The sequence below is a fragment of the Hypericibacter adhaerens genome (genome assembly GCF_008728835.1).
Classification (GTDB): Bacteria; Pseudomonadota; Alphaproteobacteria; order Dongiales; family Dongiaceae; genus Hypericibacter; species Hypericibacter adhaerens.
In genome coordinates this window covers 3,057,822-3,079,445 of the sequence record NZ_CP042582.1, presented here as the reverse complement: position 1 = coordinate 3,079,445, position 21,624 = coordinate 3,057,822, and the positions used below count along the sequence as shown (strand labels likewise).

Below are 21,624 nucleotides of genomic sequence, written 5' to 3'. Positions count from 1 at the left end.
GGGGTGACGTACGAGAGCGGCGACGCCGAAAGAGAGACGCCTGATACAGGTCCACCAGGAGCTCCCCCAACTCCCATGGAATGGCAAGAGGAAGGCATCCTGCTGGCGGTGCGCGCACTGGGCGAGGGCAGTGCCGTCGTCTCGCTGCTGACGCGCGGGCAGGGACGTCATGCGGGGCTGGTGAAGGGGGCCCTGAGCCGGTCGGCCGGCGGTCGCTACCAGCCGGGCAACCGGGTGCAGGCGATCTGGCGCGCGCGGCTCGCGGAGCATCTGGGCCACCTGACGCTCGAGCTGCTGGATTGCCCGGCGGCGCGCCTGCTCGACGATGCGGACCGGCTGGCGGGGCTGTCGGCGGCGCTCGCGGTGACCGAGGCGGCGCTGCCGGAGCGTGAGCCCCATCCCACCGTGTTCGACGGGCTCGCGGCCTTCATCGTGGAGCTCGAGAGCGGCGGCACCGGCTGGACCGCCTCCTATGTGCGCTGGGAGCTGGCGCTCCTGGGCGATCTCGGTTACGGCCTCGATCTGGCGGCCTGCGCCGTCACCGGCGTGACGGAGGGGCTGGCCTTCGTCTCGCCCAAGAGCGGCCGGGCGGTGGCGGCCGAGGCGGCCGAGCCCTGGCGCGACCGTCTGCTGCCGCTGCCGGGCTTCCTGGCCGATCCCACCCGGCCCCCCAAGGAGGACGAGCTGATGCAGGGGCTGGCCTTGACGGGCTACTTCCTCGAGCGCCATGCGCTGGTGGCCGTGGGTGGGCGCGGCGGCCTGCCGCCCGCGCGCGAGCGCCTGGTCGAGCGGCTGCGCCGCCACGCGATGCGGCCCGCGGCACCCTGACGGCCCCTCATGCCTTGATTCCCCCGGCCGCTTCCACTACGCGATAGGGATCGTACCGAAGAGGAACCTTCCCTGATGGCGAACGAGTCCCAGCCGATGTTCCGATCCGCCGGCGCGGCACGCCCCGCGAATGCGCCGCGCCATGTCGGCGTCATCGGCGCCGGCATCGTCGGGATCTGCTGCGCGCTCTACCTGCAGCGGGACGGGCTCAGGGTGACGGTGATCGACCGCGGCCCGCCGGGCGAGGGAACCTCGAAGGGCAATGCCGCGATCATCGCGGGCGCCTCCTGCGAGCCGGTTGCCATGCCGGGGATCGTCTGGCGCGTGCCCGGCATGCTGATGGACCCGCTGGGGCCGCTGGCGATCCGCTGGAGCTACCTGCCGCAGCTCGCCCCCTGGCTCCTCAAGTTCGTCGCCGCCAGCGCGCCCTCGCGGGTCGAGCTGATCTCGAAGGCGCTGCGCGCGCTCTCGCTCGAGGCGGTGCCGGCCTTCAAGACGCTGATGCGGGAGGCCGGCATCATGGACATGCTGCGGGAGGATGGCTGGCTCAGCGTCTATCGCTCCGACAAGAGCTTCGCCGGGGCGCAGCACGAGCTGGAGCTGTCGCGCCAGAACAACGTGAAGATGGAGATCCTGGGCCAGCACGAGCTGCGCCAGATGGAGCCGACCCTGGCACCGGACTTCAAGCACGGGGTGCTCTACCCGGAACATGCGCACACGGTGAACAATTTCCGCCTCGTGCAGGAGCTCGCCCGCCATTTCGTCAACCGCGGGGGCCGGGTCGTGCAGGAGGAGGTGCTGGGCTTCCGCAAGGGGCCGGATGGCCCGACCCATATCCTGACCGGTGCCGGCGAGCATGCGATCGACGCCGTCGTGCTGGCGGCCGGCGCCTGGTCGAAACGGCTGACCAAGATGCTGGGCCATCGCGTGCCGCTCGACACCGAGCGCGGCTACCACGTGATGCTGCCCAATCCCGCCGTGATGCCGCGCCGCCCGATCCATATCGGCGATTACGGTTTCGTCGCGACGCCGCTCGAGCATGGCCTGCGTTTCGCCGGCACGGTCGAGCTGGGCGGCCTCGACCTGCCGCCCAACTACGACCGCGCGCGGGTGCTGCTCGAGCGCGGCCGCACCGTCTTTCCCGGCCTCAAGGAGGAGGGCAAGACCGAATGGATGGGCTTCCGCCCCTCGGTGCCCGATTCCGTGCCGGTCATCTCGGGCGGGCATTTCGACAATTGCTTCTTCGCCTATGGTCACGGCCATCTGGGCCTGACCTACGGCGCCATCACCGGCCGCCTGATCGCCGACCTGGTCGCCAACCGCGCCACGGGATTCGACATGGGGCCCTATCGCGTCGATCGGCGGTGGTGAGAGGGCTCTGCCGCTGTCACCGCCGGGCTCGACCCGGCGACCCAGGGCAGAAGGCGACTCAGCGAGAACCGGCCCTGGACGCCCGCGTCAAGCGCGGGCAGGACAGGAAGAGGGCTATCCATTGACCCCGCACCCCCTCCGGCTACTATAACTGGCGTTTTCCACCCCCAGAGTCTCGCATGGCCAAGACCAAAGCCGCCCCGCCGCCGCCCAGCGGCGACATCAATGTCGTTTCCCTCGCCGATGCGCTGAGCACGCGTTACCTCTCCTACGCGCTCTCGACCATCATGGCGCGCTCGCTGCCGGATGTGCGCGACGGGCTGAAGCCGGTCCATCGCCGGCTGCTCTATGCGATGCGCCAGCTCCATCTCGATCCGGGCTCGGGCTTCAAGAAATCGGCACGCGTGGTGGGCGACGTCATGGGCAAGTTCCACCCCCATGGCGACGCCTCGATCTATGACGCGATGGTGCGCCTGGCGCAGGATTTCGCGCAGCGCTACCCGATGGTCGACGGCCAGGGCAATTTCGGCAATATCGACGGCGATAATCCCGCCGCCATGCGCTACACCGAGGCGCGGCTGACCGAGGTCGCGGCCCTCATGCTCGAGGGCATCAACGAGGACGCGGTCGATTTCCGCCCGACCTATGACGGCGAGGGCCAGGAGCCGCTCGTCCTGCCGGGCGCCTTCCCGAACCTGCTCGCCAACGGCGCGCAGGGCATCGCGGTCGGCATGGCGACCTCGATCCCGCCGCACAATATCGGCGAGATCTGCGACGCCCTGCTGCATCTGATCAAGTCGCCCAACGCGACGATCGCCTCGCTGGTCAAGCATATCAAGGGACCGGACTTCCCGACCGGCGGCATCCTGGTCGAGGATCCGGCTTCCATCCTCGAGGCCTACAAGACCGGCCGCGGCTCCTTCCGCGTGCGCGCCAAATGGACCAAGGAGGATCTCAAGGGCGGCACCTGGCAGGCCGTCATCACCGAGATCCCGTACCAGGTGCCCAAATCGCGCCTGATCGAGAAGATCGCCGACCTGCTGCAGCAGAAGAAGCTGCCGCTGCTCGACGACGTGCATGACGAATCCACGACCGACGTGCGCATCGTGCTCGAGCCCAAGAGCCGCAATGTCGATCCCGACCATCTGATGGAGCAGCTCTTCCGCCAGACCGATCTCGAGATCCGCTTCGGCCTCAACATGAACGTGCTGGGCGCCGACCAGACGCCGCGCGTCATGTCCCTGCCCGAGGTCCTGCGCGCCTTCCTCGATCATCGCCGCGAGGTGCTGCTGCGGCGCAGCCGCTTCCGCCTGGCCGATATCGAGCGCCGCCTGGAAGTGCTGGGCGGCCTGCTGATCGCCTATCTCAATATCGACGAGGTCATCCGCATCATCCGCCGGGAGGACGATCCCAAGGCGAAGATGATGAAGAAATGGGACCTGACCGAGATCCAGGCCGACGCCATCCTCAACATGAAGTTGAAGGCCTTGCGCAAGCTCGAGGAGATCGAGATCCGCAAGGAGAACGACGATCTCACCGCCGAGCGCAAGACGCTGAAGGGCCTGCTCAAGGACGAGGACAAGCAGTGGGAGCGCGTCGCCACCGAGATCGGCGAGATCAAGAAGCGCTTCGGGCCCAAGACCGAGCTCGGCCGCCGTCGCACCGAGCTCGGCACGGCGCCGGCCGATGTCGAGATCCCGATGGAGGCCCTGGTCGAGCGCGAGAACGTGACCGTCGTCTGCTCGGCCAAGGGCTGGGTGCGCGCGCTCAAGGGCCATGTCGCGGCCGACGAGGAGATCAAGTTCAAGGAAGGCGACCGCCCGCGCTTCCATATCCAGGCCGAGACCACCGACAAGCTGGTCGTGCTCGGCACCAACGGCCGCTTCTACACCATCGGCATCGACAAGCTGCCGGGCGGGCGCGGCTTCGGCGAGCCCCTGAAGCTGATGATCGACCTGGGCGAGCAGGACCCTGTCGGCATGTTCGTGCACAAGCCGGGCCGCAAGCTGATCGTGGCCTCGACCGCCGGCCGCGGCTTCGTCGCACCGGAGGAAGAGATCATCGCCCAGACCCGCGCCGGCAAGCAGGTCCTGAACCTCGCCGAGGGCGAGGAGGCGGCGGCTTATGCGCTGATCGAGGAGGGCGACGACCATGTCGCCGTCGTCGGCACCAACCGCAAGCTGCTGCTGTTCCCGATGGCCGAACTGCCCGAGATGACGCGCGGGCGCGGCGTGATCCTGCAGAAATACAAGGATGGCGGGCTCTCGGACGTGAAGAGCTTCAGGCTCAAGGCGGGCTTGACCTGGCGCTCGGGCGACCGCAGTCGGACCGAGACCGCGCTCAAGGACTGGGTCGGCCAGCGCGCCCAGGCCGGCCGCCTCCCGCCCCAGGGCTTCCCGCGGTCGAACAAGTTCCTATGATGGTGGTTCTGTAGCAGGAGCACCGTCTTCTTCCACCGTCATCCCCGCGAAAGCGGGGACCCATGGATGGGCCAAGCCCGTTGTCGATATGGACCCCCGCTTTCGCGGGGATGACAGTTGAGAGGAGAGCGGCGCGAGGCAGGATCGAGGGCATGGACGCTGCGGCGCACGAAAGACGGCCGGCCCGCACTGCCCTCGCGGTAGCGGCGGTCGGTCATTTCGTCTTGCATGTGCTGATCGGCCTCTATGTCGTCCTTGTCCTGGCGCTCGAGCAGGACTGGAGCCGCTCCTATGCCGAGCTGATCGCGCTCTGGACCATTCCCTCGCTCCTGATCGGCCTCGGCGCGCCGCTCGCGGGCTGGCTCAGCGACCGCTGGGGCGAGCTCACGCTCATGACCATCTTCTTCCTCGGCTGCGGCGGCGCCGCGATCCTGGCGGGCCTTGCCGACGGGCCGGCCTCGCTGACCCTGGCCCTCATGGTGCTCGGTCTCTTCGCCTCGATCTACCACCCCGTCGGCAGCTCGCTCGCCATCCGCAACGCGGTCAACCAGGGCAAGGTCATGGGCTGGGTCGGCGTCTGCGGCAGCCTCGGCGTCGCGGCCGCCTCGCCGGTCGCCGGCGCCATGACCGCCTGGTCCGGCTGGCGCAGCGCCTTCATCCTGCCCGGCGCGGTGGCGCTGCTGCTGGGCCTCGCCCTGCCGTTCCTGCGCCGCGCGGGATGGCTGGTCGAGCGCTCCCACGATCTCGTCGAGCGGCCGGCGCCGACCGGCGCGACGCTGCGGCGGGCCGCGATCACGCTCTGCGTCACCATGCTGCTCTTCTCCGTGATCTATGCCGCCTTCACCACGGCACTCCCCAAATGGCTCGAAGGGACGCTGCCCGTCGCGGGCCGGGCCGGCATCCTCGACCTGACCCTCGTCATCGGCGCGATTTATCTCGTTGGCAGCCTCGGGCAGATCGTCGGCGGCTGGCTCGTGGATCACGGGTCTGCGAAATGGGCCTACAGCATCAGCTTCTTCCTCAAGGCGCTGCTGCTGGCGGGTGCCGTCTTCGCCGAGCGCTGGGAGACCGTGGCGCTCGCCGCCGCCGTCGCCTTTCTGTTCGATATCGGCTCGCCCTCGGAAAGCGTGCTGCTCGCCCGCTATGCGCCGCAGCGCCGCCGCGGCCTGATCTACGGCATCCGTCACGGCATCGGCATCCTGGCGACGCCGATCGGCGTGCAGGCCGTGGCCTTGCTCTATGGCTGGCAGGGCGGCTTCTCGGCGCTCTTCTGGGGGCTGGCGGGTTGCGCGCTCGCGGTGGGTATCCTCGCAGCGCTCCTGCCGGGGGAGGCCCGGCCGATGCGGGCAGGGGAGCGCGCAGCGGCATGACCGAAGAGATCACCATCCGTCGCGCGCTGCGCGACGACGTGCCGGCGATCGTCCGGCTCCTCGCCGACGATCATCTGGGCCGCGGCCGCGAGCGGTTGGAGGAGCCGTTGCCCGAGGGCTATTGGGAGGCCTTCGACCGCCTGCGCCGCGATCCCAACGCCGTGCTCGCGGTGGTGCAGGACGCGAGCAAGGCGGTCATCGGCTGCCTGCAGCTCAATTTCATCGCCGGCATCAGCCACCAGGGCGCCACCCGGATGCTGATCGAGGATGTCCGCGTCGACAAGCGCTACCGCAACCGCCGCGTCGGCCACCGCCTGCTCGACTGGGCGGTGGAGCAGGCGCGGCAGAAGAACTGCACGGTGATCGAGCTCTTCGTCCACCAGTCCCGTACCGACGCCAAGCGTTTCTACGAATCGCTGGGCTTCGAGGCGCAGCATCACGGGATGCGGCTGCATCTGGGGTGAGCCGGTCACTCCTTGACGGGAACGACGTAGTTGAGAACCCGGCGGCCGCCGTCGGGATAGATCGTTTCGCCGGTGATGTAGGACGCATCCGCGCTCGCCAGGAACGAAACGACCGATGCGACCTCGGCCGGGCTGCCGCAGCGGCCGATCGGCGTGCGCGACAGGATCATGCGCCGGGTTTCCTCGGAATCGATGAACGAGCCCTCGACCATCTCCGTCAGGATGGTGCCGGGACCCACCCCGACGACCCGGATGCCATGGGGCGCGAAGGCGACGGCGGCGGTGCTCGTGACCTGGTTCATCCCGCCCTTGGAGATCGCATAGGTCGCGACGCGCGGGTTGGCGAGGCCGGAATTGATCGAGGACATGTTGACGATCACGCCGCCTCGCCCTTGGGCGATCATCTGGCGGGCGGCCGCCTGGACGCCCAGGAACGCACCCTTCAGATTCACGCCGAGAACCTTGTCGTAGTCGGCTTCGGTGATGTCGAGGAAATCCTTGATCATGGCGATGCCGGCATTGTTGACCATGATGTCGACGCGGCCGAACCTGTCCGCCGCGGCGGCAACCAGCGCATCGACCGCGGCCTTCCGGCTCACATCGGTGACAACGGCCAGCACCCTGTCGGCCGGGCCGATCTCGTCGGCGGTTTCTTTCAGGCGCTTCGCGTCCAGGTCGCCCAGAACGACCTTGGCGCCCTCCGCCAGGAACCGCTCGGCGCAGGCGCGGCCGATCCCGCGCGCCGCGCCCGTGATGACGGCGACCTTGTCCTTGTGCTTCATGGAGATGCCTCGTCTCGATACGGAATTGTTTCGTGAAACGGTCAGTGCCCGCGGACGCGATCATCGCCGGCGGGAACGCCAACCGGGCGTTGCCGAACGGCGTCTGCCACGGCGTGTTATTCGAGCGGGTTGTCCCGGAGATGGGCGAGGGCGGCCTCGGCCGCCATCTCGATATGGTGCCGGCAGGCCGCCGCCGCCTTGGCGGCGTCCCGCGACCGGATCGCCTCCAGGATCTCCTTGATCTCGGCGACGCTGTGCGCCAAGCGGCCCGGCCTCGACATCGAGGTCATGCGCAGGAGATTGATGCGGTTATGGAGCTGGGTCAGCGTCTGCTTGACGAAGACATTGCCGCTGCCGTCCATCAGGGTCGAATAGAAATGGGTCTTGGCCTCCAGCAGCTCGTGCTGGTTGGTGCCGGAAGCCGCCTTCTCGAATTCCGCCACGGCCTCGGCCAGCCGGCTCATCTCGGCGGCGCTGCCGCGGCGGGCGAATTCCTGGCCGGCATAGCTTTCCAGCACGGCGCGGAAGGCGTAGAGCTGCTGCGCTTCCTCATAGGTGATCGTGCTGACGATCGGCCCGCGATGGGGCGTCGTGGTGATCAGCCCCTCGGCCTCGAGCTGGCGGAGCGCCTCGCGGACCGAGGTCCGCCCGACCCCCAGGAGCTCGCAAAGCTCCCGCTCCCGCATTCGCTGCCCGGGACGAAAGCGTCCGGTCGAGATCGCGGATCGGATCTTGTCCTCGACCATCAGGCGAAGCGTCGCCGCCTGCCTGGAAATCTGAAGATCGGTATCCGCCATCGTGTTGAGTTCTTTCAATCCCGCGCCCGCCAGGATCGTTTCATCAGATTGTCTGACACTCTAAGCGTACGGCGTCATTCCTTCAACCTGTCGTCTGCATGGTTCACGGCGGCCGGCCTCCGGCGAGTCGGACGGCACCGGCCCGTCACGCCACGGCACTCCTTTCGCCCGGCGCCAGGCTGACCTCCATGAGCTGGAGCCCATGCCGGCTTTTCCGCGACGGATAGAGGCTCGGCATGTTTTCTTCATGCGGCGCCAGCACGCGCTTCGTGTCGCCGTTGGCCGCCTTGAGGATGCTGTCGGCGGTCATGATGAGATTGACCTGGCTGCCGATCGCCAGCCCGACCGGTATAAAATAGGGGTCCTCGGGCGTGCCGCCATGCAGGTTCTCGTGGCGGTAGATCAGGTCGCCGGTGCAGACATAGGGATCCTTGCTGGCACGCAGCCCGTCGTTCCGGATCACGACATATTGCGAGCCGGGCGTGTGGCTGTCCTCGGCATAGCGGACGTCGATGCCGGGGAACAGATCCTCGACGTCGCCCTTGAGCGTCACCAGCCGCCCGTCGCGCGCCAGTTCCACCGCCTTGATGATGTCGCTGGGATCGCCGGCGGTCATCAGCCAGCGCAACCGGCGCTCGAGCGACATCGCCCAAATCCAGCGCGAGATCTCCCGCTCCTGGATATAGAACTTGGCGTTCGGGAACAGCGCGAGGCCGCCCATATGGTCGAAATGCGCATGGGTGATGATCACATGCCCGATCTGCTCCGGCGTCAGCCCGACCTCGGCCAGCACGTCGCGCGGCGAGCGCCAGTTCTGGACGCCGTAGAACTCGCCGAACTTCCGCCCGACCGATTCGTGGTCGTAGCCGCAATCGACCAGGATGGTCTGGCCGTTTCCTTTGATCAGCACATAGCCGTAGGGCAGCTTGACCGTGCCCTGGTTGTGCCGGCCATAGACCAGCGAGCTCAGCGGGCATTCCGGAATGAAGGCGTATTCCAGGATCCAGATCGAATAGGGCGTCATCGGGATTCTCCGTGATCGGGCCGAAGGAGGGGCCGGCGGAGCCTGGCATGCTCCGCGCAGCAGGACTGGCTGAGGTCGATGGCCTCGAAGCCGGGCAGCGCGTTGGCGGCGTGGATCAGCTCGCGCCAGGCGAGCTTGACCAGATCGAGGGCGGATTTGTCGCCGCCGAGGACGCCGCGCTCGAGCGCGTCCAGCGCGGCGCCCGCGGCCTGGCGCGCCCGCGTCAGATGACGGTGATGATGCTCGGTCTGCGGGGCCGGCGACAGGCTGTCGACCTTGTCGCCGCATTCCTGGAAGAGATCCCGGGCCTGGTCGAGCAGCGGATGGCGCAGCCCTTTGCCGGCAATCCCGGTATCGGTCGCGAGCAGGATCGCCGCCAGCAGGCTCACCACCTGCCGCAGATCCTCGAACGGTCGCTTGGCCTCGAGCAGGTAGCATCCAGCCTTGTCGCCGAGGGCGAACTGCCCGAGGTTCTCGACGATCGCCGACATCGGCGTGCCCGGCGCGACGAGGCCGGACCTCGAGAGCGGGAGCGCCTTGCTCATGCGTCGATCGGCTCCAGCTTGCGCCCGCGGATGAGATCGGAGGCCTTCTCCGCGATCATCAGCGTGGCGGCGTTGGTGTTGGCGGACGGCATGCTGGGCATGATCGAGGCGTCGGCGACGCGCAGGCCCTGAAGGCCGCGCACCCGCAGCGCGCTGTCGACCACCGATTGCGGATCCTGCTCCGGCGCCATGCGGCAGGTTCCCGTCATGTGATAGACGGTGATGCCGGTCGAGCGCGCCCAGTCCATGATCTCGGCGTCGCTTCTCACCTCGGGGCCGGGCGCGATCTGCGAGTGGATGTACGGCTTCAGCGGCTCCGTCGCCAGCATCCTGCTGCCGAGCTTGATGGCGTTGAGCAGCGCCCGCTGGTCGATCTCGCTCGCCAGGTAGTTGGGCATGATCTCCGGCTTGTTGAAAGGATTGGCGCTGACGGCCTTGACATAGCCGAGGCTCTCGGGGCGCTCCTGCCAGACGCCGAGGGTCATGCCCGGAAACTTGTCCAAGAGCCCGACGACGCCGGCGCGGAAGCTCGCCGGCGTGAAGACATATTCGAGGTCGGGGATGTCGAAGGCGGGGTCGGACTTCCAGAAGACATGCACCAGCGACGGGCTGATCGCCAGCGGGCTCGGCAGCCCGACCGCCCACTTGGCGATCTGGAGCAGGAGCGGCGGTCCCTGGACCAGGTTGTTGATGGTCTTGATGCCCTGCAGCCGCACCACCATGCGGACGCAGAAATGGTCGCGCAGGTTGTTGCCGACACCCGGGAGCACATGTACCGGCGTCACGCCGAGCGCCTGCAGCACGTCCGCGGGGCCGACGCCGGAGATCTGCATCAGCTTCGGCGTGTTGAGCGCGCCCGCGGTCAGCACCACCTCGCGGTTGGCATAGACCTCCTTGACGGTGCCGCCCGGTCCGCCGGCCACGTAACGGACGCCCACGGCGCGGCGCCCTTCGAACAGGATCGCCGAGGCCTGCGCCTCGGTACGCACGGAGACGTTCGGCCGTTTCTCCGCCGGGCGCAGGAAGGCCTTCGCGGCGCTCCAGCGATAGCCGTTGCGGATGGTGCGCTGGAAGAAGCCGCTGCCGGCCTGATCGCCGGAGTTGTAGTCCGGGTTCTCCGGGATGCCGAGCGAGCTCGTGCCCGCGATGAAGGCGTCGCAGATCGGATGCCGCCAGTCGAGGTCGGAGATCGGCAGCTCGCCGGTCCGGCCGCGCACGCGGTCGTCGCCCTTGCCGAGGCGCGTCTCCGAGCGCTTGAAGTAGGGAAGGACGTCGCGATAGGACCAGCCGGGATTTCCCTTCTGGGCCCAGCCGTCATAGTCGGAGCGCTGGCCCCGCACATAGTTGAGCCCGTTGATCGAGCTGGAGCCGCCCAGCACGCGGCCCTGGGGCAGCGGGAAGCGGCGGTTCTTGGTGTGCGGCGACGGGGTCGATTCGAAATTCCAGGTCAGGGTCTTCGAGAAGACGTTCCGGATGTAGCCGGCCGGAATATGGATGAAGGGGTTGGTGTCGCGCGGCCCCGCCTCGAGCAGGCAGACCGAGGCGCCGTCCTCGCTGAGCCGGTTGGTCACCACGCAGCCGGATGTTCCCGCGCCGACGATGACGTAGTCGAAGGTCTCACGAGCGGTCGAGCCGGGGCCGCGCTGCATGCCATTCCTCCCTGGGGCCGTCCGCTCGGATCTCGTCGTCGGACCGCCTTACTTTTTTGTATGTTCGACAGACAATCTGTTGAATGTCAATCGACAGCGCGCGCCGGTTCATAAAACAGGCGGTAGCGGTCTCCATAGGCAAGACCAATACCGCACCGGCGCGGCAATAACTTATTGTTATCCCGAGAACGCGGTGGGAGCTCGCCGCAGAGGTATATTTTTTTGACTGCAGTTTTGTCCGCTCCCACGCAGATGTCGTTTGACAGATTAGCAGATTGTATGAGACATGTCGGCCAACAAAGCGACGCCGGGCGTTCCGACGACAGGATCCGACAAAAGCAGGTGGGAGGGGCGTATGACCGATGCGAAGCCTAGATCCGAGAAGTTCGAGCGTGGCCTCGTCACGCGCCGCGAGGTGCTGGGCGCGGAGTATGTCGACAACTCGCTCCGGACTGCGGACGCCTTCAGCTGGCCGCTGCAGAAGCTCACCACCGAATGGTGCTGGGACGAGATCTGGAACCGGCCCGGCCTCGACCGGCGCAGCCGCAGCATCCTCAATCTCGGCATGATCTCGGCGCTCAACCGGCCGCACGAGCTGCGCCTGCATCTGCGCGGCGCCGTGAACAACGGCCTCACCAAGGACGAGATCCTGGAGATCCTGCTGCAGGTCGCCGTCTATTGCGGCATGCCGGCCGGGCTGGACAGCCTCCGCATCGCCCGCGAGGTCTTCAAGGACATGGGAATCGCCTGAGATGGCTGCCGCGTCCGGCGAGGTGGTCGCGTTCCTCGGCCTCGGGCAGATGGGCCGCCCGATGGCGCGGCTCCTGCGCAATGCCGGCTATCGGCTGCAGGCCTTCGACGTCTCCCCGCAATCCCGCGCGCTTTACGAAGCCGACGGGGGCGCCACCGTCGGATCCGAGGCCGAGGCCTGCCGGGGCGCCGCGCTCGTGATCACCATGCTGCCCAATGGCGGGATCGTGCAGGACGCGCTGATCAAGTCCGGCGCCGTCAAGGGCGTCGCATCCGGCGCCCTCGTCATCGAGATGAGCTCCTCCGCGCCCATGCAGACGCGCCGGCTCGGCGAGATCCTCGGCGACCAGGGTGTGGCGCTCATCGACGCGCCCGTCTCCGGCGGCGTGGCCCGCGCGACCACCGGCAAGCTCGCGATCATGGTCGGCGGCGCCGTCGAGAATCTCGAGCGGGCGCGGCCGCTCCTGCAATGCATGGCCCAGTCGATCTTGCGGGTCGGTCCGCTCGGTGCGGGTCACGCGATGAAGGCGCTGAACAACTACGTCTCCGCCGCGGGCCTGGTCGCCGCCTGCGAGGCGGTGATCGTCGGCCGCGCCTTCGGCCTCGATCCGGAGACGATCGTCGACACGCTCAACGCCTCGACCGGCCGGAACAACTCGACCGAGACCAAGATGAAGCCGTTCGTGCTTTCCGGGTCCTTCGGCTCGGGCTTCGCCGCGGCGCTGATGGCGAAGGACGTCGCGACGGCCCTCGATCTCGCCAAGAGCGTCGGGATCGACGCCGATGGCATCGCGGCGGCGGCGGCACTCTGGCGCGAGGCGTCCGGCGCGATGAAGCCGGGTGCCGATCACACCGCGATCTTCGAGTTCCTGAGCGAGCGGGAAGGGAAGAAGGGGGAATAGCGGCGCGGGACAGGGGTCCGCGCCACGGGTTTGCGCCCTCGTCGAACGAGGCGGGCGGCGGAGCGTGCAACCAAAAGCGGGAGGAAGGCAGATGGCTCTGCTCAAGATCGACGATTTCCGCGCGGCCGCGGAAAGGGACCTGGAGTTCGTCCGGGAAACGCGCTACCTCAACGGTGCCGTCAAGGTGGGCATCGCGGACGACGTACACGTGCTCCACTTCAAGGAAGGCAAGCTGACGCAGATCACCGGCGATTCGGTGCCGGACGATCAATGCAAGATCGTGGTCCGCGGCACCCGGGATCACTGGACCAACATGCTGGCCGCGAAGCCGAAGCCCTTCTACCAGTGCCTGCAATCGACCGCGGTCAAGCACGGCCTCAAGCTCAGCGTCACCAACGAGACATTCGCCTACCTGCCGGCGCTCAATCGCATGATGAGCCTGATGCGCGATGTCGCCAACCGGGGGGCACGGTAATGGTCAAGCGCGATCCGATCACCGGCGGCTATGTCTATCTCACAATCGATGGCGTCGAGTACCGCGTCTATTACGAGGAGGCGGGGCAGGGGATCCCGATCCTGCTCGGCCACACCGCGGGCTCGGACGGCCGCCAGTACCGTCACCTGCTCTGCGATTCCGAGGTCACCAGGGACTTCCGCGCGATCGTCTTCGACCTGCCGTTCCACGGCAAGTCGCTTCCGCCGTACGGCGAGAAGTGGTGGGCCAAGGAATACAACATGACCAAGAAGTTCATGATGGACTTCCCCAATGCCTTCGCGGCGGCGTTGGGCCTGGATCGTCCGGTCTATATGGGCAGCTCGATGGGCGGCCACCTCGCCGTCGATCTCGCCTCCAATTACCCGGAGAAATACCGCGCGACGATCGCGGTCGAGGGCGCGCTGCGCTCGGCGGCGGAATATATCGATGTCGGCATGGCCGGCATCCGGCGCGAGTTCGACAACCCCAACGTGAACCGGACCTCGGTCGGTGCGGCGATGCTGCTGAACATCTCGCCGTACTCGCCCGAGGCGAACGTGCGCGAGATCCAGTGGGAATATAGCTGCGGCGGCCCGGGCATCTTCGCCGGCGATCTCCTCTATTACTACTACGACCACGACGTCTCCCCGGAGGAAGCGCGCCGGATCGATACCAGCAAATGCATGCTCTACATGCTGACCGGCGAGTACGACCCGAACACCTCTCCTGCCGAGACCAAGCAGCTCGCCGATCTCGTGAAGGGCAGCAAGTTCTGGGTGATGGAAAAGCTCGGCCACTTCCCGGTGACGGAGAACTACCAGGAATTCCGCAAGTACCTTCTTCCGATACTCGCGGAAATCAAGAACAGGAAGACACAGTGATGGGAGGACTGATGATGCGCGTAGCGCTCAAATGCATCGCTGCGGGGACGGCCATGATGCTGCTCTCCGCGGGGATGGCGGCCGCAGCCGGCCTCGACGAGCTGCTGCCGGAACACCAGAAGGCCTATGAGGGCCTCGACAAGAACCAGCCGACCGGGGCGAGCCTGCTGCGCGACTTCAAGCCGCGTCACGGCCCGCCCTGGACCATCGGCTATGCCAGCTCCTATGCCGGCAACACCTGGCGCGCGGCGTCGATGGACCGCCTGATGAAGGTTCTGCTGCCGCAGGCCCAGCAGGCGGGGCTGATCAAGGACGTCATCGTCAAGCAGTCCGACCTGAAGGACGCCGTGCAGATCCAGCAGATGCGCCAGCTCGTCGACCAGGGCGTGGACGCGATCTTCCTCTGCTGCTCGAACGTGACGGCCCTGAACCAGACGATCAAATACGCCTATGACAAGGGCGTGCCGGTCTTCTCCTATTCCGGCTACGTCACGGCGCCCGAGGCGATCAGCGTCTCGGCCAACTATGTCGACGGCGGCTACCAGATCGCCAAGGCCATCGCCGAGAAGATCAAGGGCAAGGGCAACGTGCTGCTGGTCAGCGGCATCGCCGGCCTCGCTTCTTCCGACAGCTTCGATTCCGGCGCGAAGAAGGCGTTGGCCGAGTATCCGGGCATCAAGCTGATCGGGACCGTGCAGGGGCAGTGGACCGACCAGGTCGCCCAGGTCGAGGTCCAGAAGTTCCTGGCCACCCATCCCGAGCAGCTCGACGCGATCGTGCTGCAGTCACCCTCGGAGAACGGCGTGCTGCAGGCGCTGCTGCAGTCCGGCCGTCCGATGGTGCCGATCAGCATCGCCGGCGAGGCGGGTGCCACCTGCTACTGGCGCCAGCATCCGGACTGGGTGGATGCCGGCTTCTACGTGTGGCCCCCGGGAGACGAGCTCTACATCGTCTGGAACATGATGCTGCGCACGCTCCAGGGCCAGGGTCCGAAGATCCAGTCGGTGATCCGTCCCGTGCTCAAGTTCACCTATGACGACGTGAAGGCGGCGCTGCCGGAGGACTGCAAGATCGACGATCCCAACTGGATCGAGCCGCCGGCCGAGGCCTGGTTCCCGAAGGCCCTGGCGGACGACATGGTGCTCCGTCCGGCCGATCCGATGACGTGGAAATCCGCGAACTGAAGGCGGGGGCCAGCAAGCGCCGAAGCCGCGCCTTCCGCGGCCACGGCGACCGACTCTGCAGGGCGAGCCGCAAGGCTCGCCCTGTCCATTCCCCGGTTTGAGCCGTCATGCAGGATGCCAAAGAGATAGTCACGGTCCGCGATGTCCGGAAGCGCTTCGGCGAGACCGTCGCCCTCGACGGGTTGACAGTCACGATCCGGCCAGGCGAGGTGCATGCGATCGTCGGCGAGAACGGCAGCGGGAAATCCACGCTCGCCAAGATTCTCTCTGGCGTGCTCAACGCCGATTCCGGCGAGGTCAAGGTCCTCGGCGAGACCCCCCTCGACCCGATCCAGGCCCGCAAGATCGGCGTCGCGACGATTTTCCAGGAGGTGCTGGTCGCCGACAATCTCACCATCGTCGACAATCTCTTCGCCGGCACGGACACCCTCTGGCGGCGCGGCCGGAGCCCCGCCGACGCCCGGCGCCAGAGCCGGGAGATGCTGCTGCGCTTCACCGGGCTCGATCTCGATCCTGACATGCCCGTGCGCAACCTGCCGCTCAGCGTCCGGCAATGGATCGTCATCGCCCGCGCGCTGCTCTGCAATCCCAAGGTGCTGATCCTCGACGAATCCTCGGCGGCCCTCGATCTCGAGGCGACGGCGAAGCTGCATGTCGAGATCCGGAAGCTGCGCGATGCCGGCTGCTGCATCGTCATCGTTACCCACCGCATCGCCGAGCTCATCCGCATCACCGACCGCGCCACGGTCCTGCGCGACGGCAAAACGGTCGGCGAGCTCGTCGGCAAGGAGATCACCGAGGCCAATCTCCTCGCCCTGATGTCGCCCAAGCGCTCGCTGCAGGAGATCCGGCCGGAGACCCGCAATCCCGCCCGGATCGCCGCCGGCGAGACCGCGCTTTCGGGCAGCCGGATCGGCGTCCGGGTCGGGGCCGCGCCGTTCGACTTCACGCTGCGATCCGGCGAGATCCTGGGGGTGACCGGCCTCGACGGGCAGGGCCAGAGCCATTTCCTGCGGGTCGCCGCGGGCATCCTGCCGCCGTTCTCGGGCCGCATCGCGGCGGCCGAGGGCGGCGCCGAGCGGCCGATCTCGAGCCTCGCCGAGGCGTCGGACCACGGCATCGTCTATGTCTCCGGCGATCGGGCGCGGGAGGGCATCTTCCCCAATCTCAGCATCTTCGAGAATTTCGCCATCGCGCTCTACCGAAGCTGCTTCGGCCAGTTCGGTTGGATCCGGAACGGCCCGGTCGATGCCCTCTATCAGAAGGAAAGGCAGCGGCTCGCGATCCGCGCCGGCCGCGCCTCCAACCGGATCACCTCGCTCTCCGGCGGCAACCAGCAGAAAGTCCTGATCGCCCGAGCCCTGGCCGCCGAGCCGAAGGTCATCGTGCTCGACGATCCGGCCCGCGGCGTCGATCTGCAGACTAAGCGCGATCTCTATATCCAGCTCAAGGCCTTCACCGCCGGCGGCGGTGCCGTGATCTATCTCTCCAGCGAGATCGAGGAATTCTTCGATTTCGCCGACCGCGTGATGGTGTTCCGCAACGGCTCCCTGTTCCGCACGCTGTCGGGCACCGAGATCGCCGAGCATGCGCTGCTGGCCGCCATGTTCGGCCATACCGACGACATCGAACCCCTGGTCTCCAAACTCGAGGAGGCGTCGTGACCGCCCGGATCCAAAGCGCGACCGTCGAGCGCCACCGGCACCTGATGGTGCCGCTCGTCCTCATCGTCGTCCTCCTGATCGTCGCCGCGCTGCGCGGGCCCAGCCTCTTCACCCGCGACGGCATCGGCGGCGCCATCATCGTCGTGACGCCGCTGATCCTGGCTTCGCTGGCACTGACGCCGATCGCGCTGGTCGGGCGCGGCGGCGTCGACCTCTCCGTCGGGCCGCTGCTGGGCTTCATCAACTGCACCCTGGTCAAGTGGCTGGTCGAGAACGGCTGGACCAATCCCGTGGCCGTCGTCGCCTATGTGGTCGCGGCCGGGATCGTCTATCACTGCATCATCGCGGCGATCATCCTCTATGCCCGCGTCAGCCCCATCATCGTCACCCTGAGCGGCTTCCTGGTGCTGGTGGGCGTGAACCTGGTGGTGCTGGACCGGCCCTCGGGCTCGGCGCCGGAATGGATGGACGGCTGGGGCTACGGCACCAGCATCTTCTCGCCGGTCGCGATCATCCTCCTGGTGATGATCGCGCTCTGGTTCCTGTTCACGCGCAGCTCCTTCTTCCAGCAGATCCGGCTGACCGGCGCCGACGAGCGCATGGCCTTCGCCAACGGCGTGAATTCGGTCGCGGCCCGCTTCGGCGCCCATATCGTGGCCGGCATCTACACCGCGATCGCGGCGCTCACCTACACGGCGCTCATCGCCTCGGGCGATCCGACCCAGGGGACCACCTACACGCTGGCGGCGATCACCGCTCTCGTGCTCGGCGGCACCAGCCTGGGCGGCGGCACCGGCGGCGGGCTCGGTTCGATCCTGGGGGCGATCAGCATGTATCTGATCTCCTATGCGCTCTCGACCTTCGATTTCGGCAGCATCGCCGGCTTCGTGACCTCGCTCTCGACCGGCCTCATCCTGATGATCTCGTTGCTGATCAACAGCGTCATGAACTTCCGCTCGGGGCGCGCCTATGACTGACAGCACGACCCGCCCCGAGAGCCCATCGGCCGCCCAGGGCGAGCGGCACCGGATCGCGATCAGCAGGAGCATCCTGCTCGGCGTGGCGCTCCTCCTCCTGGTTTCGGTGGTGGGCACGCTGCTGGTGCCGGGCTTCGCTTCCTACGCCAATATCCGCTCGATGCTGCTGCTGGCCGCCTTCCTCGGCCTCGCATCGCTCGGCCAGACCCTGTGCGCGATGCTGGGTGGGATCGACATGTCGATCCCCTATGTCATCGGCTCCTCCAACATCATCCTCGCCGGCCTGTTCAACTGGGGGGTGTCGCCGATCCTCGCCTGCCTGATCGTGCTCTTGGGCGGAACCGTGATCGGCCTCCTCAACGGCCTCCTGACCTTCCGGTCGCAGTCGCAGGCGCTGATCATGACGCTGGGCATGGGGTTCGCCGTGGTCGGCGCCTGCCAGATCGTCACCAGCATCGGCTCGGCCTATGCCGGCAACGTGCTGGGCGAGGTGCCGCCCTGGTTGCGCAATCTCTCCTCGGTCGCCGGCACCACGCTGGGGCTGCCGCTGCCGCCCGTGGTCATCGTCTGGTTCGCGATCGCGGCCCTGCTCATGACGGTGATGGCGAAGACCCTGTTCGGGCGGAGCTTCTATGCGGTCGGCGGCAATCGCCGCGCCGCCGCCCGCGTCCTGATCTCCGAGTTCCGCGTCTGGGTCGTGGCCTATGTGATCAGCGGCGCCATGTCCGCCGTGACCGGCATGGTGCTGCTCGGTTTCTCCGGCGGCGGCTTCGTCGGCGTGGGCGATCCCTACCTCTTCACCACGGTCGCGGCGGTGGTGATCGGCGGCACCTCGCTGCTCGGCGGCTGGGGCGGCTACGGGGCGACCATCGTCGGCGTGCTGGTGCTGACCGTGCTGACCTCGCTCCTGGTCGGCCTCGGCCTCAGCTACGCGATGCAGCAGGCGGTGTTCGGCCTGCTGATCGTGCCCATGGTGACGCTCTACGCGCGCTCGCCGCATATCCGGACGCAGATCTGAACGCACCGACCGAGGAAGGAGAGCCTTCACCATGACCGTCTCGCGGACCCTGGCGGCGCGGCTGCGTGATCCCGGCCTGCTCAGCGAGGCCACGCTCGTCGGCGGGAGATGGATCGCCGCCGAGGGGCGGAAGGGCTTCGACGTCACGAACCCGTCGAACGGCGAGGTCCTGGCCCGGATGCCCGATCTCGGCAGCGCCGAGACCGCCGCCGCGGTCGATGCGGCCCATGCGGCCCAGAAGGAATGGGCGAAGCGGTCGGGGAAGGAGCGCGGCGCCGTCCTGCGCAAATGGTACGAGCTCATCATTGCCGGCCAGGACGACCTCGCGGCGATCCTGACCGCGGAGATGGGCAAGCCGCTCGCGGAATCCCGGGGCGAGGTCCTCTATGGCGCCTCCTATGTCGAATGGTATGCGGAGGAGGCGAAGCGCCTCTATGGCGACATCATTCCGGGCCATCAGCGGGACAAGCGCATCTTCGTGATCCGTCAGCCGGTCGGCGTGGTGGGCGCCATCACCGCCTGGAACTTCCCGTCGGCCATGCCGCTGCGGAAGATCGCGCCGGCGCTGGCGGCGGGCTGCGCGATCGTGTTCAAGCCGGCCTTCCAGACGCCGCTCTCCGCGACCGCGCTTGCGGTCCTGGCCGAGCGCGCCGGCGTGCCCTCCGGCCTCTTCAGCGTCGTCACCACCACCGACGCGCAAAGCTTCGGCCAGGACATCTGCCGCAACGACAAGGTCCGCAAGCTGACCTTCACTGGCTCGACCCAGGTGGGCCGCATCCTGATGCGCCAGGCCTCGGACCAGATCATGAAGCTCAGCCTGGAGCTCGGCGGCAACGCGCCCTTCATCGTGTTCGACGATGCCGATGTCGACGCGGCGGTCGAGGGCGCGATCCAGTCGAAGTTCCGCAATGCCGGCCAGACCTGCGTCTGCGCCAACCGGATCTATGTGCAGTCGAGAATCTATGACGAGTTCTCCCGCAAGCTGGCGGCCCGCGCCGCTGCCTTGCGGGTCGGCGACGGCTTCGAGGCGAATATCGAGGTCGGCCCGCTGATCGACGAGAAGGCGGTCGGCAAGGTGAAGCGCCATATCGAGGACGCCGTGGGGAAGGGGGCCGTCGTCGCGACTGGCGGGGGCGGCCATGCCCGCGGCGGCTTGTTCTTCAGCCCCACCGTCCTGACCGGCGTGACCCAGGGCATGCTGGTCGCCAGGGAGGAGACCTTCGGTCCGCTGGCGCCGGTCTTCCGCTTCGACGGCGTGGACGAGGTGATCGAGATGGCGAACGACACCGAGTTCGGTCTCGCCGCCTATTTCTTCGCGAACGATGTCCGCCGGATCTGGAAGGTCGCGGAAGCGCTGGAATACGGCATGGTCGGCATGAACACCGGCCTGATCTCGACCGAGGTGGCGCCCTTCGGTGGCGTCAAGCAGTCGGGCGTGGGCCGGGAAGGCTCAAAATACGGCCTCGATGACTTCACCGAGATGAAATATCTCTGCCTCGGCGGCGTGCCGGCCTGACGGCGGCGCCCCGTCGCTTGCGCGCTTGAGAGCCTTGCCAGGAACCTATGGGGTGGCCATAGGGTAGGCTACCATACCGCCACGCGCGACCTGTCGATTCGTTCGACGGAAGTCATTCGTGCGCGAAGCTGTTGGGGGTTCCGAAATGACGAGGGGATGGCGGATGACGCCGTTGAGCCGGGGCGGGGCAGCGATCGGCTGTCTCCTGCTTCTCGCTCTGCATGTTTCGTCGGTGCAGGCGGGTGATCTTGCCGCGTCGAGCCGCGAGTTCGTGCAGAAGTTCTACGAAGCCTATGTGCCGAAGGCCCTCGCCGGGCAGCCGGTTCCGCCTTGGCGGCTTGCCGTCGACAAGATGAGCGCCGACTTCGATGGTGAGCTCGTCCAGGCCCTGAAGGACGACCTGGCCGCGCAGGCGCAGGCCAAGGGAGACGATATCGTCGGGCTGGATTTCGATCCCTTCCTGGATACCCAGGATCCCGCGAAGCGCTATGAAGTCGGTTCTGCCCGGCAAGAGGGCAAGGACTACCTGGTCGATGTCTATGCGGTGACGTCCGGTAAGCGATCGGAAACGCCCAGCGTCGTTCCGGAACTTGCGTACGAGAACGGCCATTGGCGCTTTGTGAATTTCCGCTATCCCGAGGGCGGCGATCTTCTGACGCTGCTCAAGCAGATGAAGGCGGATCGGGAAAGCCAGCAGAACTAGGAGCGGTCAGCCAGCCTGCGGCCTAGAGCTGTCCCGCCAGCGCCGCGGCCGTCTCCTTGCCGGTGACGACCGGTACGATCTCGAATTCCACCAAATGCGACCATTCGGCGGCCCAGCGCTGGAGCAGGGTGAGGTCGTCGCATTCCATGAGCTGGAAGCAGCGGCCATTGTCGGCCGTCACCCAGCTCCCGACGAAGGCGAGGCCGTCGGGCGTCATCCGGCCCTTGTCGCGGAACTGGCGATAGACGGCCTTGATGTCCTGGCCGCGGAATTTCTCGATCACCATGAACAGCATCGGGGCTCC

21 protein-coding genes are annotated in these 21,624 nt (G+C 67.3%); 15 read left to right on the top strand and 6 right to left on the bottom strand.

All coding sequences use genetic code 11. From position 1 onward, the window contains the following. The first annotated feature begins 75 nt into the window (after window positions 1-75). The 5 genes from recO (at window position 76) to FRZ61_RS13460 (ending at window position 6,453) form a co-directional block, all read left to right on the top strand. Window positions 76-828, top strand: coding sequence for a DNA repair protein RecO (gene recO / locus FRZ61_RS13480; protein WP_151118218.1), 753 nt, complete (start codon window positions 76-78; stop codon window positions 826-828). Window positions 829-903: 75 nt separating this feature from the next. Beyond that, a complete protein-coding gene (locus tag FRZ61_RS13475) occupies window positions 904-2,199 on the top strand; it encodes an NAD(P)/FAD-dependent oxidoreductase (protein WP_151118217.1) in 1,296 nt (431 codons plus the stop codon). A gap of 179 nt (window positions 2,200-2,378) precedes the next feature. Then, window positions 2,379-4,619 (top strand): DNA topoisomerase IV subunit A, encoded by a 2,241-nt coding sequence (gene parC, locus FRZ61_RS13470; protein WP_151118216.1) that lies wholly within the window; start codon window positions 2,379-2,381, stop codon window positions 4,617-4,619. A 152-nt stretch (window positions 4,620-4,771) separates the two neighbouring features. Beyond that, window positions 4,772-5,989 (top strand): MFS transporter, encoded by a 1,218-nt coding sequence (locus FRZ61_RS13465; RefSeq protein WP_191909009.1) that lies wholly within the window; start codon window positions 4,772-4,774, stop codon window positions 5,987-5,989. Continuing rightward, window positions 5,986-6,453, top strand: a complete 468-nt coding sequence (locus FRZ61_RS13460; protein WP_151118214.1) for a GNAT family N-acetyltransferase — start codon at window positions 5,986-5,988, stop codon at window positions 6,451-6,453. The genes FRZ61_RS13465 and FRZ61_RS13460 overlap by 4 nt, the downstream gene beginning before the upstream one ends. Window positions 6,454-6,458: 5 nt before the next feature. Here FRZ61_RS13460 and FRZ61_RS13455 read toward each other — a convergent pair whose 3' ends face one another. The 5 genes from FRZ61_RS13455 to FRZ61_RS13435 form a co-directional block, all read right to left on the bottom strand. Continuing rightward, window positions 6,459-7,235: an SDR family NAD(P)-dependent oxidoreductase gene (locus FRZ61_RS13455; RefSeq protein WP_151118213.1), complete on the bottom strand. Its 777-nt coding sequence runs from the start codon at window positions 7,233-7,235 to the stop codon at window positions 6,459-6,461. A 116-nt stretch (window positions 7,236-7,351) separates the two neighbouring features. Then, entirely contained in the window at window positions 7,352-8,032 is a 681-nt protein-coding gene (locus FRZ61_RS13450; protein WP_151118212.1) for a GntR family transcriptional regulator, read from the bottom strand. Between the two features lie 145 nt (window positions 8,033-8,177). Then, window positions 8,178-9,056, bottom strand: coding sequence for an N-acyl homoserine lactonase family protein (locus tag FRZ61_RS13445; RefSeq protein ID WP_151118211.1), 879 nt, complete (start codon window positions 9,054-9,056; stop codon window positions 8,178-8,180). After that, on the bottom strand, window positions 9,053-9,601 hold the full coding sequence (locus FRZ61_RS13440; protein WP_151118210.1) for a hypothetical protein: 549 nt from the start codon (window positions 9,599-9,601) through the stop codon (window positions 9,053-9,055). The genes FRZ61_RS13445 and FRZ61_RS13440 overlap by 4 nt, the downstream gene beginning before the upstream one ends. Beyond that, window positions 9,598-11,250 carry a GMC family oxidoreductase gene (locus FRZ61_RS13435; RefSeq protein WP_151118209.1) on the bottom strand — a complete coding sequence of 551 codons (1,653 nt, stop codon included), beginning with the start codon at window positions 11,248-11,250 and terminating at the stop codon, window positions 9,598-9,600. Before FRZ61_RS13435 ends, FRZ61_RS13440 begins: the two co-directional genes overlap by 4 nt. Window positions 11,251-11,605: 355 nt before the next feature. On the opposite strand from FRZ61_RS13435, the gene FRZ61_RS13430 reads away from it, so the two are divergent. The 10 genes from FRZ61_RS13430 (at window position 11,606) to FRZ61_RS13385 (ending at window position 21,320) form a co-directional block, all read left to right on the top strand. Next, window positions 11,606-12,001 carry a carboxymuconolactone decarboxylase family protein gene (locus FRZ61_RS13430; protein WP_225308794.1) on the top strand — a complete coding sequence of 132 codons (396 nt, stop codon included), beginning with the start codon at window positions 11,606-11,608 and terminating at the stop codon, window positions 11,999-12,001. A gap of 1 nt (window position 12,002) precedes the next feature. After that, the gene (locus tag FRZ61_RS13425; protein WP_151118207.1) at window positions 12,003-12,902 is read left to right on the top strand and encodes an NAD(P)-dependent oxidoreductase; all 900 of its coding nucleotides are present in this window, start codon (window positions 12,003-12,005) and stop codon (window positions 12,900-12,902) included. 91 nt (window positions 12,903-12,993) lie between these two features. After that, the gene (locus FRZ61_RS13420) at window positions 12,994-13,377 is read left to right on the top strand and encodes a hypothetical protein (RefSeq protein WP_151118206.1); all 384 of its coding nucleotides are present in this window, start codon (window positions 12,994-12,996) and stop codon (window positions 13,375-13,377) included. Next, a complete protein-coding gene (locus FRZ61_RS13415) occupies window positions 13,377-14,258 on the top strand; it encodes an alpha/beta fold hydrolase (RefSeq protein ID WP_151118205.1) in 882 nt (293 codons plus the stop codon). Before FRZ61_RS13420 ends, FRZ61_RS13415 begins: the two co-directional genes overlap by 1 nt. Window positions 14,259-14,269: 11 nt before the next feature. Further along, window positions 14,270-15,442, top strand: a complete 1,173-nt coding sequence (locus tag FRZ61_RS13410; protein WP_151118204.1) for an ABC transporter substrate-binding protein — start codon at window positions 14,270-14,272, stop codon at window positions 15,440-15,442. A 107-nt stretch (window positions 15,443-15,549) separates the two neighbouring features. Next, a complete protein-coding gene (locus FRZ61_RS13405) occupies window positions 15,550-17,106 on the top strand; it encodes a sugar ABC transporter ATP-binding protein (protein ID WP_151118203.1) in 1,557 nt (518 codons plus the stop codon). Next, entirely contained in the window at window positions 17,103-18,083 is a 981-nt protein-coding gene (locus FRZ61_RS13400; RefSeq protein ID WP_225308793.1) for an ABC transporter permease, read from the top strand. The genes FRZ61_RS13405 and FRZ61_RS13400 overlap by 4 nt, the downstream gene beginning before the upstream one ends. Then, on the top strand, window positions 18,076-19,101 hold the full coding sequence (locus tag FRZ61_RS13395; RefSeq protein ID WP_151118202.1) for an ABC transporter permease: 1,026 nt from the start codon (window positions 18,076-18,078) through the stop codon (window positions 19,099-19,101). The genes FRZ61_RS13400 and FRZ61_RS13395 overlap by 8 nt, the downstream gene beginning before the upstream one ends. Window positions 19,102-19,132: 31 nt before the next feature. Continuing rightward, entirely contained in the window at window positions 19,133-20,617 is a 1,485-nt protein-coding gene (locus FRZ61_RS13390) for an NAD-dependent succinate-semialdehyde dehydrogenase (RefSeq protein WP_151118201.1), read from the top strand. A 163-nt stretch (window positions 20,618-20,780) separates the two neighbouring features. Next, complete coding sequence (locus FRZ61_RS13385; protein ID WP_191909008.1) at window positions 20,781-21,320, top strand: DUF3828 domain-containing protein; 540 nt, start codon at window positions 20,781-20,783, stop codon at window positions 21,318-21,320. Window positions 21,321-21,342: 22 nt separating this feature from the next. Here FRZ61_RS13385 and FRZ61_RS13380 read toward each other — a convergent pair whose 3' ends face one another. Further along, window positions 21,343-21,615 (bottom strand): DUF3303 domain-containing protein, encoded by a 273-nt coding sequence (locus tag FRZ61_RS13380; protein ID WP_151118199.1) that lies wholly within the window; start codon window positions 21,613-21,615, stop codon window positions 21,343-21,345. Between the last annotated feature and the right edge of the window lie 9 nt (window positions 21,616-21,624).

Excerpts from the sequence above, each read along its gene's own strand:
- recO (WP_151118218.1), top strand. The coding sequence starts at position 76 with ATGGAATGGCAAGAGGAAGGCATCCTGCTGGCGGTGCGCGCACTGGGC.
- FRZ61_RS13475 (WP_151118217.1), top strand. The coding sequence starts at position 904 with ATGGCGAACGAGTCCCAGCCGATGTTCCGATCCGCCGGCGCGGCACGC.
- parC (WP_151118216.1), top strand. The coding sequence starts at position 2,379 with ATGGCCAAGACCAAAGCCGCCCCGCCGCCGCCCAGCGGCGACATCAAT.
- FRZ61_RS13465 (WP_191909009.1), top strand. The coding sequence starts at position 4,772 with ATGGACGCTGCGGCGCACGAAAGACGGCCGGCCCGCACTGCCCTCGCG.
- FRZ61_RS13460 (WP_151118214.1), top strand. The coding sequence starts at position 5,986 with ATGACCGAAGAGATCACCATCCGTCGCGCGCTGCGCGACGACGTGCCG.
- FRZ61_RS13455 (WP_151118213.1), bottom strand. The coding sequence starts at position 7,235 with ATGAAGCACAAGGACAAGGTCGCCGTCATCACGGGCGCGGCGCGCGGG.
- FRZ61_RS13450 (WP_151118212.1), bottom strand. The coding sequence starts at position 8,032 with ATGGCGGATACCGATCTTCAGATTTCCAGGCAGGCGGCGACGCTTCGC.
- FRZ61_RS13445 (WP_151118211.1), bottom strand. The coding sequence starts at position 9,056 with ATGACGCCCTATTCGATCTGGATCCTGGAATACGCCTTCATTCCGGAA.
- FRZ61_RS13440 (WP_151118210.1), bottom strand. The coding sequence starts at position 9,601 with ATGAGCAAGGCGCTCCCGCTCTCGAGGTCCGGCCTCGTCGCGCCGGGC.
- FRZ61_RS13435 (WP_151118209.1), bottom strand. The coding sequence starts at position 11,250 with ATGCAGCGCGGCCCCGGCTCGACCGCTCGTGAGACCTTCGACTACGTC.
- FRZ61_RS13430 (WP_225308794.1), top strand. The coding sequence starts at position 11,606 with ATGACCGATGCGAAGCCTAGATCCGAGAAGTTCGAGCGTGGCCTCGTC.
- FRZ61_RS13425 (WP_151118207.1), top strand. The coding sequence starts at position 12,003 with ATGGCTGCCGCGTCCGGCGAGGTGGTCGCGTTCCTCGGCCTCGGGCAG.
- FRZ61_RS13420 (WP_151118206.1), top strand. The coding sequence starts at position 12,994 with ATGGCTCTGCTCAAGATCGACGATTTCCGCGCGGCCGCGGAAAGGGAC.
- FRZ61_RS13415 (WP_151118205.1), top strand. The coding sequence starts at position 13,377 with ATGGTCAAGCGCGATCCGATCACCGGCGGCTATGTCTATCTCACAATC.
- FRZ61_RS13410 (WP_151118204.1), top strand. The coding sequence starts at position 14,270 with ATGATGCGCGTAGCGCTCAAATGCATCGCTGCGGGGACGGCCATGATG.
- FRZ61_RS13405 (WP_151118203.1), top strand. The coding sequence starts at position 15,550 with ATGCAGGATGCCAAAGAGATAGTCACGGTCCGCGATGTCCGGAAGCGC.
- FRZ61_RS13395 (WP_151118202.1), top strand. The coding sequence starts at position 18,076 with ATGACTGACAGCACGACCCGCCCCGAGAGCCCATCGGCCGCCCAGGGC.
- FRZ61_RS13390 (WP_151118201.1), top strand. The coding sequence starts at position 19,133 with ATGACCGTCTCGCGGACCCTGGCGGCGCGGCTGCGTGATCCCGGCCTG.
- FRZ61_RS13385 (WP_191909008.1), top strand. The coding sequence starts at position 20,781 with ATGACGCCGTTGAGCCGGGGCGGGGCAGCGATCGGCTGTCTCCTGCTT.
- FRZ61_RS13380 (WP_151118199.1), bottom strand. The coding sequence starts at position 21,615 with ATGCTGTTCATGGTGATCGAGAAATTCCGCGGCCAGGACATCAAGGCC.